Source organism: Sphingobacterium spiritivorum ATCC 33861, assembly GCF_000143765.1.
In the GTDB taxonomy this organism is placed as follows: Bacteria; Bacteroidota; Bacteroidia; order Sphingobacteriales; family Sphingobacteriaceae; genus Sphingobacterium; species Sphingobacterium spiritivorum.
In genome coordinates, this window is the sequence record NZ_GL379770.1 from 540,058 (window position 1) to 555,917 (window position 15,860).

10 protein-coding genes are annotated in these 15,860 nt (G+C 40.9%); 7 read left to right on the forward strand and 3 right to left on the reverse strand.

Translation table 11 applies throughout. From position 1 onward, the window contains the following. The 3 genes from HMPREF0766_RS02620 to HMPREF0766_RS02630 all read right to left on the reverse strand — a co-directional run bounded on the left by HMPREF0766_RS02620 (window position 1) and on the right by HMPREF0766_RS02630 (window position 5,622). The gene (locus HMPREF0766_RS02620; protein ID WP_002993435.1) at window positions 1-3,207 is read right to left on the reverse strand and encodes a SusC/RagA family TonB-linked outer membrane protein; all 3,207 of its coding nucleotides are present in this window, start codon (window positions 3,205-3,207) and stop codon (window positions 1-3) included. 65 nt (window positions 3,208-3,272) lie between these two features. Beyond that, window positions 3,273-4,328, reverse strand: coding sequence for a dipeptide epimerase (locus tag HMPREF0766_RS02625; protein WP_201680392.1), 1,056 nt, complete (start codon window positions 4,326-4,328; stop codon window positions 3,273-3,275). Between the two features lie 64 nt (window positions 4,329-4,392). Beyond that, entirely contained in the window at window positions 4,393-5,622 is a 1,230-nt protein-coding gene (locus HMPREF0766_RS02630; RefSeq protein ID WP_002993438.1) for a C40 family peptidase, read from the reverse strand. A 332-nt stretch (window positions 5,623-5,954) separates the two neighbouring features. Here HMPREF0766_RS02630 and HMPREF0766_RS02635 point away from each other — a divergent pair, with 332 nt between their 5' ends. From HMPREF0766_RS02635 to HMPREF0766_RS02670, 7 genes are all read left to right on the forward strand, one after another. Further along, a complete protein-coding gene (locus HMPREF0766_RS02635; protein ID WP_002993439.1) occupies window positions 5,955-6,977 on the forward strand; it encodes a glycosylasparaginase in 1,023 nt (340 codons plus the stop codon). A 142-nt stretch (window positions 6,978-7,119) separates the two neighbouring features. Then, a complete protein-coding gene (msrA, locus tag HMPREF0766_RS02640) occupies window positions 7,120-7,635 on the forward strand; it encodes a peptide-methionine (S)-S-oxide reductase MsrA (protein ID WP_002993440.1) in 516 nt (171 codons plus the stop codon). Between the two features lie 588 nt (window positions 7,636-8,223). After that, window positions 8,224-8,694 carry a hypothetical protein gene (locus HMPREF0766_RS02650; RefSeq protein ID WP_002993442.1) on the forward strand — a complete coding sequence of 157 codons (471 nt, stop codon included), beginning with the start codon at window positions 8,224-8,226 and terminating at the stop codon, window positions 8,692-8,694. Between the two features lie 280 nt (window positions 8,695-8,974). Further along, window positions 8,975-9,532, forward strand: coding sequence for an RNA polymerase sigma factor (locus HMPREF0766_RS02655; RefSeq protein ID WP_002993447.1), 558 nt, complete (start codon window positions 8,975-8,977; stop codon window positions 9,530-9,532). Between the two features lie 95 nt (window positions 9,533-9,627). Beyond that, the gene (locus tag HMPREF0766_RS02660; RefSeq protein ID WP_002993448.1) at window positions 9,628-10,710 is read left to right on the forward strand and encodes a FecR family protein; all 1,083 of its coding nucleotides are present in this window, start codon (window positions 9,628-9,630) and stop codon (window positions 10,708-10,710) included. 178 nt (window positions 10,711-10,888) lie between these two features. Beyond that, window positions 10,889-14,167 carry a SusC/RagA family TonB-linked outer membrane protein gene (locus HMPREF0766_RS02665; protein ID WP_248676696.1) on the forward strand — a complete coding sequence of 1,093 codons (3,279 nt, stop codon included), beginning with the start codon at window positions 10,889-10,891 and terminating at the stop codon, window positions 14,165-14,167. A 14-nt stretch (window positions 14,168-14,181) separates the two neighbouring features. After that, window positions 14,182-15,780 carry a SusD/RagB family nutrient-binding outer membrane lipoprotein gene (locus HMPREF0766_RS02670; RefSeq protein WP_002993450.1) on the forward strand — a complete coding sequence of 533 codons (1,599 nt, stop codon included), beginning with the start codon at window positions 14,182-14,184 and terminating at the stop codon, window positions 15,778-15,780. Window positions 15,781-15,860 lie beyond the last annotated feature (80 nt).

The following is a 15,860-nucleotide window of genomic DNA, read 5'->3' on the forward strand; positions in this document are numbered from 1 at the left end:
TTAGAAACTGAATTCTACACCGAAAGTATACGTTTTACCATATGGCGTTTCCCAGCCACGTGTTGAATACTGGTTGACTTCCGGATCCGCAATTTTATATTTGGAAAAGGTCAGCAGATTAGTTCCGTTGAAAAATATACGGGCATTGGAAATTTTAGCTTTGCTCAACCATGCTGCCGGCAATCTGTAAGCCAGATTGATATTTTTCAAACGTAGGAATGAAGCATCATACAGATGACGGCTGCTGTACTGAATGGCATCTGTCAGATCATTACCGTCAATCTTTGGCAGGCTACCTTCCATATTGTCAGGAGACCACATATTTTCGTAATAATAGGCTGATCGGATTCTTTCCCAGTAATAGCCGTCATCCATCACATCTTTCTCTGCACCATCGTATAATTTGCCACCTATTTTATAACTGAAATTAAATCCCAGAGAGATGTTTTTGTATTCAAGGTCTGTATTAATCCCTCCAAAGACATCCGCTACACCAGAGCCGATAATTTTACGGCTTGCATTTCCAAAATTGTAGGTCGCCGATCGTCCGTTATACTCAAAATCTGATTTATCGTTGTTCGTATACCATACATTTTTACCATTGTTCTTGTCTACACCAGCCCATTCATAACCATAGAAAGACAATACAGACTCTCCCTCACGGTAGATGAATTGAGCCCGGGCATCTCCTCCTGTAGGGTCATTCCAGATAATATCTTTTCCACCGTTTAATCTTTTGACTTTTGAATCCAGGAAGGAAGCATTCACACGTGCTGTCCAGCGGAAATTTTCATTTTTGATGATATCGCCGCCCAGATCGATTTCTAATCCGCTGTTGTTGATCACGCCTACATTCCTCAGGATTGTCGTAAAACCTGTTGTTCCGGAGGTTGGTACATCCTGTAACAGATCTTTGGAATCTCTGTTGAAATACTCCACAGATCCTGTCAGTCTGTTATTAAATAATCCAAATTCTAAAGCCAGATCATAGGTCTTGTTTTCTTCCCAGCCCAGATTGAGATTTCCAAGCCCTCTGTCGATCAGTCCCGTAGAACCGTCACTCACGATACCACCGGGATTACCTTTGTAGTTGTATTTGTAATACATTAACGTTCGCCATGCAAAATCATTGGTGGGCAATGTTCCGTTTACACCGTACGAGCCTCTTAATCTCAGGCTGGAAATAGTTTCGTTGTTTTTCAGGAACTCTTCTTTGTGCAGACTCCATGCTCCGGAAACTGACCAGAAAGTACCCCAACGATTTTCAGGACTTAATCTGGATGAGCCATCTCTACGGATGGAAGCACCGGCGAAGTATTTTTCGTTATAATTGTAGTCGATCCGGGATAGATAGGACATCAGGTTATTCCCCCAGGTATAGCTGTCTGCTTTAAAATTGGCACCTGTTCCGATGGACGTTAGAGCGCTGGATCCGAGATTGATAGAATTGCTGTACTGATAATCCGTTTTATTCTTTTCGGCTTCAAAACCGCCCAGAATATTAAGATTGTGCAGTCCGAAACTTTTAGCATACGTCAGCGTGTTAGAGGAAACATACTTACGGATATTTGTTGCCCATTTGCTGGAACTTCCTTTATCAGTCAGACCGTTAAAATGCAAAGCCGAGTAGAACAGATCATCTTTTACTTCTGTATTATCAAAAGAAAAGATAGTCTTTGCTGTCAGGTTGGGGATGATTTCCCAAGAAAGGGATTGTACAGCTCCAAGTTTCAATGTATTTGTATTGTTGTCCCACTCCTTATTGTAATAGTCCGAATTGTAAGCTAAACTACCATACTGCGCAGTCCAGGGATTACCTGTTTTGTAATCTGTAGGCCAGTAGAACGGGAACAGCAAGTTGCGGGCCTGGAAAAAATAATTCGAACCCGTACTTCTGGTGTCATTAAATCCGGTTTTGCCTGTACTGGCAACATTCAGATTGACATTATACTCTACATTATTAAATACTTTCTGAGAAAGGTTTATCCGTCCTGAAATACGGTCATACTCATTGATAATAGCTCTGCCCTTATCTTTTGTATAGGATAGGGATGAATAATATTTCGTCGTTTCTGTGCCACCGCTTAAAGACAGATCATTTGTCTGAAATACACCTGTTCTGAACAGGTAATCTTCCCAGTCGAAAAATTTTCCTTCCCTGTTTTCGACACCGTCAGTCATTCCCAGAATTTTGACATTCGTCATTCTCGATGGGTTATCCACTTCAAATTTGTAACCATGGATATTAAAACGACGATTGATCTGGCCAAGTGCATACGTACTTGCTTCCTGATCGGTATAGTTGACACCTGTAGCACTGTTTTTATTGGATGTGCGGTAATCATGGAAGATCTGATACTCCATATTGATCTGAGCCTGAGGGTCAGCAATTTCATAATTATCTGTTGCCCATGAAGGCGTGAGACCGATTGACGTCCGGAAGTTAAGAGTAGGTTTGCCCGTTTTACCGCGTTTGGTCGTAATGACCACTACACCGTTTGCGGCTCTCGAACCATAGAGTGAAGAGGCTGCCGCATCTTTCAGGATGGTAATGGATTCAATATCAGCAGGGTTTAACGTGCTCATTACATTGGATGTCGAATAAAGCTGTCCGCTGATCTGCCCCACATTGCCGGATACTACAGGTACACCATCAATTACAAATAACGGATCATTAGACGCATTCATCGATCCGATACCCCGGATACGTATGCTCGATGTGGACCCTGCCTGGCCGGAAGCCGAATTGATCTGTACACCTGCCACCCGGCCGCTTAGTGCATTTTCAAATGAAGTAGTAGGTACATCTGCAATTTCTTTGGGACTCACGGTTGCTGCAGACCCGGTGTAGGTACTTTTTCGGGCTGTACCGTAAGCTACGACCATGACCTCTTCCAAAGCCTGATCACTTGCCGTCAGACTGACCGTGAGAGATGAACGGTTGCCTACTTCCAGTTCGGTTGTCTGATAGCCTACAGATGAAAATATCAAGGTATTGGAAGAGGTGACTTCGCTAAGCGAAAAAGAGCCTTTTTCATCTGAAGAAGTACTTCTGCTGCTGCCCTTAATTGTGATCGTGACACCAGGAATAGGTTTGCCTGTCGCGGCGTCTGTCACTTTACCGGTGACAGCACTTTGTTGTGCATGAGCATGAGATACCGCGAAGCAAAACATACAACACAAACATGCGAGTAAAAGTTGTTTCATAGTTAAGGGTTAGTTAATTTGTTAAAAAAATATGGTTAGTATTCTATCATTAATTAAAAATAAAGCTAAATTTTTAGTATTCCAATTCCCGGTCTTTCCGGCAGGATACATTTACCATCTACAACCTGCATACCATCATAAATATCATTTGCGATCAATAGCGCTCCATCCAGATCCGCCCAGTCCACTAGCGGAGCTAACTGAGCTGCGGCTGAGATAGCACAGGACGTTTCTGTCATGCAACCGATCATCACCTTCATTTCCAGAGCTCTTGCTAATTCAGCCATTTTTTTTGCTTCCCGCATTCCGGTACATTTCATGAGTTTGATATTGATACCGGTGTATACATCTTTCAAAGCCGGCACATCAGCCAGCCGCTGGCAGGCCTCATCTGCGATCGTCGGGATCGGACTGTGCTCCGTAAGCCAGGCATTGTCATCTATCTGTTCCTTGGGCATAGGTTGTTCCAGAAAAACCACATTGCGCTCCGCCAGCCAATGAGCCATTTCCAATGCCTGTTCTCTGGATTTCCACCCCTGGTTGACATCCGCACATAGCGGGCGGTCAGTCACTTTACGAATAGTATCGATAATCATTTTATCCGTATCCAGTCCGAGTTTTACTTTCAGGATCTTGAACTGGTCTGCTTCAGCTACTTTCTGACGGATCATTTCTTCTGTATCGATACCGATGGTATAGGATGTCGGAGGGATGAGTGCCGCATCTAAACCCCATATTTTATAAAAGGGCTGTTGCAGGATTTTACCCAGTAAATCATGCAGTGCAATATCTATCGCCGCTTTGGCAGCCGTGTTTTTGAGCATGGTCTGATCCACATAGTGCAGGATTTCTTCAGTCTGGAAAGGAGAGTTGAAGCTACTCAGATCAATCTGATTCAGAAAATTGATCACGCTTTCCTGCGATTCACCCAGATAGGGAGGCATACTGGCTTCTCCATATCCGATAATACCGTCATACTCTAGTTCTGTGAGGACTACGGGGGTCGTGCTGCGACTGAAAGATGCAACGGTAAATACATGACGTAGTTCTAACGTATAGGGGCGGTAACGCAATTTGAATGCTCCGAAGTCTTTAGCTATCCAATCAGCTGTTGTACTCATAATAGGTCTTTTTGTGGTATTAAAATTACTTGATATATTTTTATTTTTCAGACACTTTCTGCCGTTACTTTCCGGCATTGTAATAGGTGCTGTTCTCTACTTTTTGCAGGTTACTTTCATGTTCTCCAAGATAACGTCTTGCAGCGACTACAGTTCTGGTCTGGAAGTCATCATAATCGGGCGAATCTTTAAGCATACTGTTGATGCGTACTGATCCTGCGGAATGAATAAATGTGCCGTTGCCTATATAAAGGGCTACATGTGTAACACGGGCATCGGGATTGCTGTTTTTGCCTGCTGCAAAAAACAACAGGTCGGCAGGTTTTAGATTTTTTAAAGCCTTTTCAGGATCAAAATGACCATCCTTGCCCAGAATATCTATATTCTGGCCTGTGAGAACCTGTTGTGAAGCATCGCGCGGAATAATATAACCGTTCATAAAATATGCCGTTTTGGTAAAACCACTGCAATCCACTCCTTTGGTAGAAGTACCTCCCCACAGATAAGGCAGACCCAGCATGGTTTTGGCACTGCTGATAATATTCTCAGATGTCGGCTTGCGTGATGTTAACCATTTGTCGTAGGTCATCGCCTGTTCTTTGCGGACATAGGCTTTTCTTTTATCCGGGTATGTTACCGCATAAAAATTGCCGCTTTCGCCATTCAGGATCAGCATATCCCCGTATACCAGATCAGAGACCTGTTGTCCCTGCATATTTGCAGTAGCATAGGACTTGCCGTATTCATCAGTAAAGATAATTTTTTTCGCTTTTTTCCAATCATTCAGTTCTTCATTTGTCACAGCGACAACAGAGGATGTCGGAACCCATGCAATATATCCTTCCGCTGTACGTACACGATAGTCGCCTTTGATCTTTTGCAGTATGTCTACCTGAGCGCCCAATAATACCTGACTTGCCATCTCTGCAGAATGTTCGGGTTTGGTGCGCAGATTGGCAACTGATAGATTGACCACTCCTGCAGGCTTGTCAGCTACAGAAGCATCGGGAAGCAAGGTGACCGATACCTGAGCATTGATCCCTTTTAACTGTTGTTCAAGTCTATCTTTTGCTGTTTTTTCGGTCGTCTGGATAACATAGATGTTTTTGGGAATATCAACAGATAAAAATTCTATAATCTTCAATCTTTTGTCCGGTGCAATTTCCGTTTTTACGGTTTCTTGCAGTTCTTTGATCTTGAGGTAGGCCGTAGAGTCAATAACTTGCGCATTTACATGATTTAGACTTGTAAATAAGGTAAATGCAAGAAATGAGTAAGTAATAAAAGTCTTCATGTTGGATAGTTTATAGTCTAAGTTACCATTAAAAATATGATAAATCTATAATTATATTGTATGTTTTTGATTATTTGAACAAAAAAGTTGCATAAAAACGAATGGAACAGGTCTTAAAATAACAGGTATCGGGGTACCAGTTGCTTAAAAACAGAAGTCCTTCTGCTGTAATATGCAGTAAAACAGTTGACCTGGATGCTCACCGACCCTTTCAGCTTGGGCTGTGTTATGATTTTACGGAAAAGTAACGAGTATTCCGCTTGTTTTGGGGGATTCGCCTGTACACAAATCATAAAGCTTTTTCGTAATATTGTGCTACAAATATTATTCGTATGCATTCAAGACGTAAATTTATAAAACAAGGAATCGTTGGTGCGGCTGCTTTAGGAAGTATAAGTACACTTAGCGGTTTTGCTGAAGACAAAATACTGAAACCGGGCAAACCTATTGTAATCTCGACCTGGGATTTTGGGATAGCGGCGAATCAGGCTGCCTGGGAGGTGTTAAGTAAAAAAGGGAAAGCTGTAGATGCAGTAGAGCAGGGAGTACGTGTACCGGAGGCAGATCTGAAAAATATGACTGTAGGTAAGGGCGGGTATCCGGACAGGGATGGTAATGTAACACTGGATGCCTGTATCATGGATTCAGAAGGTAACTGTGGCTCAGTCGCCGCATTGGAACATATTGCACATCCGATATCGGTGGCAAGATTAGTAATGGAAAAGACACCTCATGTGATGCTGGTAGGTGAAGGAGCCTTGCAATTTGCTTTAGAGCAGGGGTTTGAAAAGGAAAACCTGCTTACCCCTGAAGGAGAAAAAGCATGGAAAGAATGGTTGAAGGAGAAAAAGTATAAACCTGTCATGAATATTGAGAACAAGGGGTTTGCGGCAGAGCGTCTGCCCGGCAATCAATATAATCACGATACCATCGGAATGCTGGCTTTAGACAGTGACGGCAACCTGGCAGGAGCGTGTACGACAAGCGGCATGGCATTCAAAATGCACGGCAGGGTAGGTGACAGCCCGATTATCGGAGCAGGACTATATGTGGATAATGAAATAGGAGGAGCTACTTCGACCGGTGTAGGAGAAGAAGTGATCCGTACAGTAGGAAGTTTTCTGGTAGTAGAACTTATGCGACAAGGTTATTCCCCTGAAGCAGCATGTAAAGAAGCTGTAGAACGCATTATTAAAAAGAAACCACAGACAGCTAAAGAAATACAGGTTGGATTTCTTGCACTTAATAAAAAGGGAGAATATGGCTCTTATGCATTGCAGAATGGATTTTCTTATGCTGTATGTACGGAAGAAAAGCAGGATCTGCTGATTAAGGGTAAACATATTTTTAAATAACAGTTTTCATTCCTGTATTTAACCACTGGCATGCTGTGGGGATGTGTATCATAAGAGCGTTGTTTTTTTGACGTTGTCGTTATAGATCTCAGGTGACAACTGGTTTTTTATTGTTTAAATTTGAGTTTTTAATTTTATAATCATGCTAGTAACATTTGGAGGGGGATGCTTTTGGTGTACCGAAGTAATCTTTCAGAATACAGACGGAGTAAAATCAGTTTTACCGGGATATATGGGAGGAAAGAACGATCATCCCACTTATGAACAGGTATGTACAGGTACTACAGACCATGTAGAAGTCGTTCAATTGGATATTGATGAATCAAAAGTAAGTTTTGAGGATCTGCTTAAAATCTTTTTTAAGACCCATAATCCTACTACACTCAATAGACAGGGCAACGATGTCGGTACGCAATACCGTTCGGTAGTATTCTATCACAATGAAGAGCAAAAGGAGAAAGCTGAACGCTTTATTCAGCAGCTGGACGCAGAGCATGTATATGCCGATCCTGTTGTAACTGCTGTAGAGCCGGCAAGTACATTCTGGGAAGCTGAAGATTATCACCATAATTATTTTAATTCGCATCCTGAGAATCCATTCTGTTCTGTCGTAATAGCACCAAAATTGCAGAAATTTCTAAAAGAATTTAAAGCATAAAAAAAGTGGAGATGTTTTACCATCTCCACTTTTTTTGAAATATCAGACCTTACCTTCTGTATTTATCCTGTCAGCAAAATCTCTCTTTTGCTCCTTCTGTTTCTATCACTTTTAACACGAATATTAAAAGAGGAAAAAATACATTGTTTTCAAAACAATGTTTTACGTTGTTTCAGTTTGTTTCAAAAATGTTTTCTTTAAAATATTGAATTGCAATATTTGTATTTTGTTGCTATCTTCGTGTTTAATTTTTTTTCTTTAAATTTTCATTAACTAAAATAGTTCTGTATCTGAATACCATTCTACAAATGGAATGGTAGAAATTAGATTGAACATAAAAAGCCTAAAGATGGACTTAAATTTCAGGGAGATGGTAAAAAACAAGTTTAGATTGATGCTACTAACTTTTATAATTTTTACTGCTTGCAGTATTCAGGGGTGCTCCGGATCCAGGGACTTATGTTCTGCCTATGATAGTCACAAGTCCCCCAGAAAATCAAAGACTTCTATGGGCATGCATAGCGGGAAGAAGCAGAAATGGCAAAATGGGAAATAGATATTTATGGGTAACTCGTATATTTAATTATCATGAAGAGATCACTAAAAATAGTCATCGGTTTAATACTCTTAATCTGCTTTAGTAATGTTTCTTTTGCACAACCTTCATCAAGAGAAATTATGATTGATATTCTAAGGTTAAGGGAATATAGTATAAACTATGATACTTACAAAGACTTAAAAGATACTGATGCTGCAGATAAGAAGAATCAATATACCAAAAAGTATTTTGACCAGATTAATAAAATAAAAAATGGCCCAAACAGGGCATTATATATTCAATTCCTAAATGATGCTACAGGAATCGATTCTTTAAAGTCTAAAGGTGTTGTTGGGTATAATTATATTTATCATAATGGTTTACTTGCCACCCCTGAATTTAAAAAAATGCCAACCCGGCTTGAATATTTTAAAGTGGTAAAATACTCTTTATTTACAATGAATAAAGATGAACTTATACAACCGAAGGATGTGCCTTTTTTAAGACCTGAAAGTAAATAGGTTTTATTTACAGAGAGTCAATTAGCTTCATTAATGTTTTCATGATCTATGTTAAGTTGTTTAGATATGTATAAAATCTGATATTATAATGAACAAACTCGAAAAGTTTTAGGAGTGTACATTCCAGTATAATAAGTGTTTTTTTAAATAATATTAAACTTTTCAAGGTTCATAATACGAATATGATTACTTTTAACATTTTCCTGATCATTATAAAAAAACAGGTTACTGTTAAAGTATAATTGTCCACGGAGAATAGCTGCAACTGTACGAATCATATATGAACAATAAACTGACCTACAGACTTCTTTGGGAACGGATGCGAAATGGAGATGAAGATGCTTTCTTTGATCTCTATAAAGCACTGTTTTATGAATTGGTCAATTTTGGTATTCGTACAAGTGGGGATGCAGAGCTGTCCAGCGAGGCTACGGATCAGGTATTTGTGACATTATGGGAGAAAAGAGATAAACTTGAAAGAGTAGAGAATGTCCAGGCTTACCTCATTACGTTTCTCAAACGTAAATTGCTCAGACTGCTGGAAAAGCAGAATAAAATAAATAAAGCATTACAAAATGTGAAGGCTGAGGACGACTGGTTTGAAATGCCATACGATGAGTTTATTATAAAAGTACAGACCAATGAATGGATCCAGTACCGATTGAAAGAAGCGCTCGAAAAACTTACCTTCAGACAAAAACAGCTCATCCATTTGAAGTTTTTTGAAGGACTTACCTATGAACAGATAGCCGCTCAAACCCAACAAACGATCAAGACTGCTTATAACACTGTGTATGACGCCCTGAAAATCTTACGACAGGAGTTAAAAGATTTTTAATTTTTTCTTACTGATAATCAGTTGTTTGTGATTTTGTTGTTTTTTTTCTTAGGCAATTCTTCCCCTACAGGACACTATAAGGGAAAGAGGACCAAATGATAAACACCAGATACGAAAATGTTGAAGATTTTTTGATTGACGATACGTTTCAACAGTATTGTTCGGGAGAAAACCAGCAATGTATTCAATATTGGGAAACCTATTTACGCCATCATCCCGAACAACGTGAAAAAATACTGCAAGCGAAAAAGCTTTATATTATCCTGGTAGGAAATAAGAAGCCGCTGAATGTGCAGGTCAACAAACTGAAGGCTGATATTGAAGTAAATTCCCCTCCGGCTGAAAATAAAATAGTACGATTTTCATTGTGGCTCAAAATAGCCGCTGCAGTAGTAGTGTTTGCAGGCGGATTGTTTTGGGGTATACAGCGTTGGAATGTACAGGAAGAGCTTTCTTCTGCTTCCCGCATCAGCTATGTAACGGCCAATGGAGAGAAAAAAACAATTGAGCTTTCAGACGGAACCAAGGTCACGTTAAATGCCGGAAGTCAGCTTTTTGTGGACAACAGCTTCAATAAGAATGAACGAAATGTTACACTCATAGGAGAGGCTTTTTTTGACGTCAGTAAAAATAAAGACAAACCCTTTGTCCTTCATACACAGGATTTCGACATCCGCGTGCTGGGTACTGCTTTCAATGTAAAGGCTTATCCGGATGAAAAGACTTCGGAAGCTGTACTGATCCACGGACTTATCGAAATGAGAAGTAAAAGAGGTAATGAAAACTCGCTGATATTAAAGCCAAATCAGAAAGTAATTATTTCCAAAGCAGATAAAAAGGAAGAAACTCTTCCGGAAACAGCAAAGAAAACCAAAAAACTACCTCTGCAGGAAATCACGATTCAGGATCTGCAGCCCGTCACCGCAGAGTTACCTTTGGCAGATATCGCATGGAAAGAAGGCCGTCTGGAAATCGTAGATCAGGACTTCTCCTCTCTGGAACATATACTGGAACGCTGGTATGATGTGGATATCCAACTGGAAGGTCAGCAGTTGAATAATTTTAGATTTACAGCCACCTTTAGTAAAGAAGATATTGAGCAGGTGCTCAGTTCATTACAAAAAGTAAACCCTTTTAAATATAAAATATATGGAAAAAAAATAACGATTTATGAATAACGAAAAAGGATGGTGAGCCAACACCATCCTCCTAAAAATGATTAGTAAACCGGCAGCATAACTAAGCCAAAAAGTGCGCTGCCAAGTTTTAACTTTAACCAAGTACCAAAGTATGATTAAAAATTGCTTATTGCAAGTGCATAAGGTATGTTTTATGCGCTTTAGATTCATTATCTGGATGAAACTAACTTTGATTATGATGTTAATCGCCTGCCTCCACGTGTCAGCAGGTGTCTATTCTCAGCAAAAAGTTACCTTAGATGTTAACAAAACCAAACTGAGTAAAGTATTGAAGATTATAGAACAGAATAGTGATTACTACTTTGTCTATAACTCGACAAACCAATTATTGAATAAAGAAATATCCTTATCTGTAAAAGAGACAAAGGTCGTCGATGTATTGGATAGACTTTTCAAAAGATCTGATCTTCAGTATTCTGTTTCGGGAGACGGACTCGTAGTGATTACACCCAGACAACAATTAAAAGTGAGAGGGATAGTAACGGATGCACAGGGAGTAGCCCTGTCCGGAGCTACTGTACGCCTCAAAGGAACTGCTATAGGTAAAGCTACAGACCTGAATGGCCGCTTTGAATTAGATGTAAATTCAGGAAGTGTGCTGTTGATCTCTTTTGCCGGATACCTGTCGCAGGAAGTCACCGTGCAAAATAATAATGAGATCAAAATAGCGTTGCAGGAAGACAATCAGCTTTTGAATGAAGTCGTTGTTACAGCTCTGGGGGTGACCCGTGAGAAGCGTACATTAGGTTATTCCGTAACTCAGATCAATGGAGAGACACTGACGCAGGCCCGTGAAAACAATATCGCCAACTCTCTTGTCGGTAAAGTGGCCGGTCTTGATGTGAGTGCCACTTCCGGAGGTGTCGGATCAGCTACCAGTGTAGTGATCAGAGGAGCATCCAGTCTGAGCCAGACCAACCAGCCGCTCTACGTCATCAATGGCGTGCCGATGGAAAATGCACCGGTGGGATTCGGAAATACCAATCCTAACGGAAACAAAGGCAGTCAGTGGGACAATGCACCGGATATGGGAGATGCTATCGGTAACCTGAATCCGGATGATATCGAAAGTATATCTGTGCTGAAAGGTGCTGCCGCGTCGGCGCTCTATGGTTCACGTGCCAAAGCAGGGGTCATCCTGATCACCACCAAATCGGGTAAAGGATCAGGTATTGATTTCAGCAGTAACTATGTTGTAGAACAGGTAATGGACCGTACCGACTGGCAATATGTATATGGCCAGGGAACGAATGGTGAAAAACCGGTAAGCGCCGCTGCTGCAGCTCAGGTAGGCGGATCCAGCTGGGGAGCAAAATTAGACGGTAGCAGTGTACCCCAGTTTGACGGTGTTTCAAGACCTTATGTTGCGCAGCAGAATAATATTAAAAATTTCTACAAAGACGGACATACCTGGACCAATTCATTAGCCCTGAATAAATCATTCGAGGGAGGTGCACTTCGCTTTTCTGTCAGTGATGTTTCGAATAAATCCATCATGCCTAATTCGGGCTTAGACAGACAATCCTTTAATCTGACAGGTACATTTGAACCTGTCAAAAGACTGGCTATTGATGCACGTGCCAATTATATCATCGAAAAAGCAAAGAATCGTCCGATGCTTTCGGATGGAGCAGGTAGTGCCAATTACAATGCTGTATTTCTGCCAACAAGTCTGGATATCAGAGATCTGAAGCCATGGAAAACAGATAAGGGAGCAGAAATACCTTACAATACCGGAAATACATGGGATACCAATCCCTGGTTTGCGGCTTATGAAATCCAGAATAATACAGACAGAAACCGGTTGATCAGTTCCATTTCTGCGCGTTATACATTTGATAACGGACTGTTTATACAAGGACGTGCAGGACAGGATTTTTACACCAATAGTTACCTGAGTGTACTGCCTCCGGGACTTGCATATGTACCGCCTAATAATTTGGTGTCACAGAAAATGCGTTTTTCAGATATAAATGCAGACGTGTTAGTAGGCAAATCCTTTAAAGTGAATGATGATATTTCCCTGACTCCTAATGTAGGTGCGAGTTACCGTAATACAAAGACAGATCTGACTATCAATCAGGGATCGGGAGTTCTGGTTCCGGGAGTATACAATATTGCGGGACTAAAGAACAAATCTGTGGCTTATGCAGAGACAGAGCAGGAGACACAGTCCGTATATGGAACAATGGAGTTTGCCTACAGAGATATTTTATACCTGACAGGTAGTGCACGTTCAGACTGGTTCTCTACATTAGCGGCACCGGGTAAGGATAATAAACTGAATGTGGTCTATCCTTCTATCAGTGGTTCCTTTGTCTTTACCGAATTTCTTAACTCTTCCGCTCTTAACTTTGGTAAGTTAAGAGCCGGTTATGCTGTTGTCGGTCAGGCTACACGACCTTATCAGACAGCTTTGACCTACAGAGTAATGAGTGAATCCTTAAATGGAGCCTCATTAGGACAGATTAATAATCTGGAGATTCCGAATTCCGGATTGAAAGCTTCCAAAGCCTCCGAATTGGAGATCGGTACCGATTTGCGCTTCTTCAATAACCGTTTGAATGTCGATCTGACCTGGTACAAAAAACGTTCGGACGATGAGATTACTGCAGTGACGACCTCAAGCACGGTAGGATATGACGGCGCAATTCTGAATTCAGGATCGATTGAGAATAAAGGGGTAGAAGCATTGATTACCGGAGTGATTATTAAAAAAGAAGACTTCAACTGGACTTCTTCTATTAATATGACCTACAATAAGAATACAGTTATCTCGCTTGCAGATGGTGTTCCAGAGCAACTGATTGCTACATCTCGTTCGGGGGTAGGTTTTCTGAAGAATATTCCGGGAAAAGCTTTAGGACAGATTGTGGCATATGATTATAAGTATGATGCAAACGGAGAGATTGTAAAACTGGCTGACGGTTCTCCGGATCGCGGCGAATTGAAAGACTATGGCTCTGCCTATAACAAATGGTTTGCCGGTTGGAACAACGACTTTACATACAAAAGATTCAACTTCGGATTCCTGATTGATGGTAAATTCGGAGGTAAGTTGTTCTCCGGGACGGACTATCTGGGCTATATCAAAGGATTGCACAAAGCAACGCTGGAAAATCGTGAGACATTGGGAAATACAGCGCCTAAATTTTATGAAAATACAGCCAACAATACCTCATTCCGTTTTGTGAATGACGCCAGTTTTATCAAATTCAGACAGCTGACCTTCGGTTACAGTTTCCCTGCGAAGATGTTTAATAATAAGATCAATAGTTTAAATGTCAGCCTGGTAGCCCGTAATCTGTTTATCCTGATGAAGAAAACAGATAATATAGATCCTGAATCCAGTTACAATGCGACATTTCCGGGTCTCGAACTGGGAGGTATGCCGCCGGCCAGAACTTTTGGGGTAAACTTAAATGTTAAATTTTAATCAAGAAGAACAGTATGAAAAAGAACACAATAAAAATATATGGTCTTTTGGTTGTAGCCGGACTTTTAGGAATGACAGCCTGTACCAAAGATTTTGTGGATATTAATACGGATCCTGTTAATAGTGGTCCGACAACTTTTAATCCTAATTTCAATTTCACCACTTCACAACTGACTTATACAGGAAGTACAGATTTTGCTTATGAGACCTGGCGTGGCAATTTAATTTACTCAGGTACCATGATACAGGGGCTTTCATCAGTGGTCAGTTATTGGGCCGGAGATAAATACATGCTTACCCCCTGGTATACTTCGGCGTACTGGGAAAGGGCTTATGCTGAACAGGTAAAACCTATAGTGGATGTAATCGAACTTACTCGTGATAAACCACAGTATAAGAATCTGCATAACGTAGCACGTATCTGGAAATCCCTTATTTTTGCCCGGATCACAGATCTGTATGGAGATGTTCCTTATTCTGAAGCCGGTAAGGGTTACTATCAGAATAATCTGTCTGCCAAATACGATAAGCAGCAGGAAATATATATGAGTATGCTGAAAGAGGTGGAGGAAGCTATGGCTGCATTAGATGCTAATGCGGATCAGGTAACAGGTGATGTGATCTATAAAAGTGACCTTGAAAAGTGGAAACGCTTTGGAAACTCCTTGATTTTACGATTAGCTATGCGTCTGACCAAAGTGGACGAGACAACTGCCAAAGCATACGCCGAGAAAGTGGTTGGAAAAACTCTTCAAAGCAATGCGGATAATGCTTTTCTGAAGCATGATGTCAGTGGTGCGCGTGTGACTCAGAATCGTAATGCTCAGGTATTATTAGGGGATGGCGGACAGGAACATTACTATGTGAAATGGTCTGACACCTTTATCAATGCATTGAAAAATACAAATGATCCGCGTATAAAGGTAGCTGTCACAAAATTTTTCCTTACTCCAAATGAACTGGATGATAATGGAAATAAAAAACAAAATCCAAATTACGTAACCGATCCTGCGGTTCAGAAAGGGATGCCTAACGGGAAAGATCTGAATAGCAATCCTTTGTATGCAATCAGTTCGCACCCATCCTATACCAGTTTTCCCGAATACTCGTCACCACATCCGGGAATGATCAAAAGAGATGGGATTACGTTTATTCTGACTTATGCAGAGAGTGAGCTGCTGTTAGCTGAGGCTGCACAGCGATGGGGGATAGGAGGTTCGGCTGCAACTCATTATAAGAATGCCGTAAAAGCCGGTATTACATTCTTAGGTCAGTATGATGCAGCATTAGCAATAAGTGATGCCGATGCAGAGACTTATGCTACTTCGCACCCACTCACAGGAGGATTGGCACAGATTGGCCAGCAATACTGGATTCATCAGAATACAGCACTGAATTTTTATGAATCATGGTTCAACTGGAGAAGAACAGGATATCCGAATCTGACACCGGTTGTGTACCCTGGAAATGCAACAGGGGGAACAATACCACGTCGTTTTCCGTATCCCGTAGCGGAAGAAGCGGGATCTAACAGTGCTTATTATAAAGCTGCTTCTGCTGCTGTTCCGGGAGGAGATAATCTATCCGGACGTGTATGGTGGGATAAGCAATAAGGCATAAATCCTATGAAATAATAAAACGGGCTATTCTTAAAAAGATAGCCCGTTTTACTTTTTTATCTCGTTTTAGAAAA

Bases quoted from the DNA above. Each gene is read 5' to 3' on its own strand.
- HMPREF0766_RS02620 (WP_002993435.1), bottom strand. From the start codon at position 3,207: ATGAAACAACTTTTACTCGCATGTTTGTGTTGTATGTTTTGCTTCGCG.
- HMPREF0766_RS02625 (WP_201680392.1), bottom strand. From the start codon at position 4,328: ATGAGTACAACAGCTGATTGGATAGCTAAAGACTTCGGAGCATTCAAA.
- HMPREF0766_RS02630 (WP_002993438.1), bottom strand. From the start codon at position 5,622: ATGAAGACTTTTATTACTTACTCATTTCTTGCATTTACCTTATTTACA.
- HMPREF0766_RS02635 (WP_002993439.1), top strand. From the start codon at position 5,955: ATGCATTCAAGACGTAAATTTATAAAACAAGGAATCGTTGGTGCGGCT.
- msrA (WP_002993440.1), top strand. From the start codon at position 7,120: ATGCTAGTAACATTTGGAGGGGGATGCTTTTGGTGTACCGAAGTAATC.
- HMPREF0766_RS02650 (WP_002993442.1), top strand. From the start codon at position 8,224: ATGAAGAGATCACTAAAAATAGTCATCGGTTTAATACTCTTAATCTGC.
- HMPREF0766_RS02655 (WP_002993447.1), top strand. From the start codon at position 8,975: ATGAACAATAAACTGACCTACAGACTTCTTTGGGAACGGATGCGAAAT.
- HMPREF0766_RS02660 (WP_002993448.1), top strand. From the start codon at position 9,628: ATGATAAACACCAGATACGAAAATGTTGAAGATTTTTTGATTGACGAT.
- HMPREF0766_RS02665 (WP_248676696.1), top strand. From the start codon at position 10,889: ATGAAACTAACTTTGATTATGATGTTAATCGCCTGCCTCCACGTGTCA.
- HMPREF0766_RS02670 (WP_002993450.1), top strand. From the start codon at position 14,182: ATGAAAAAGAACACAATAAAAATATATGGTCTTTTGGTTGTAGCCGGA.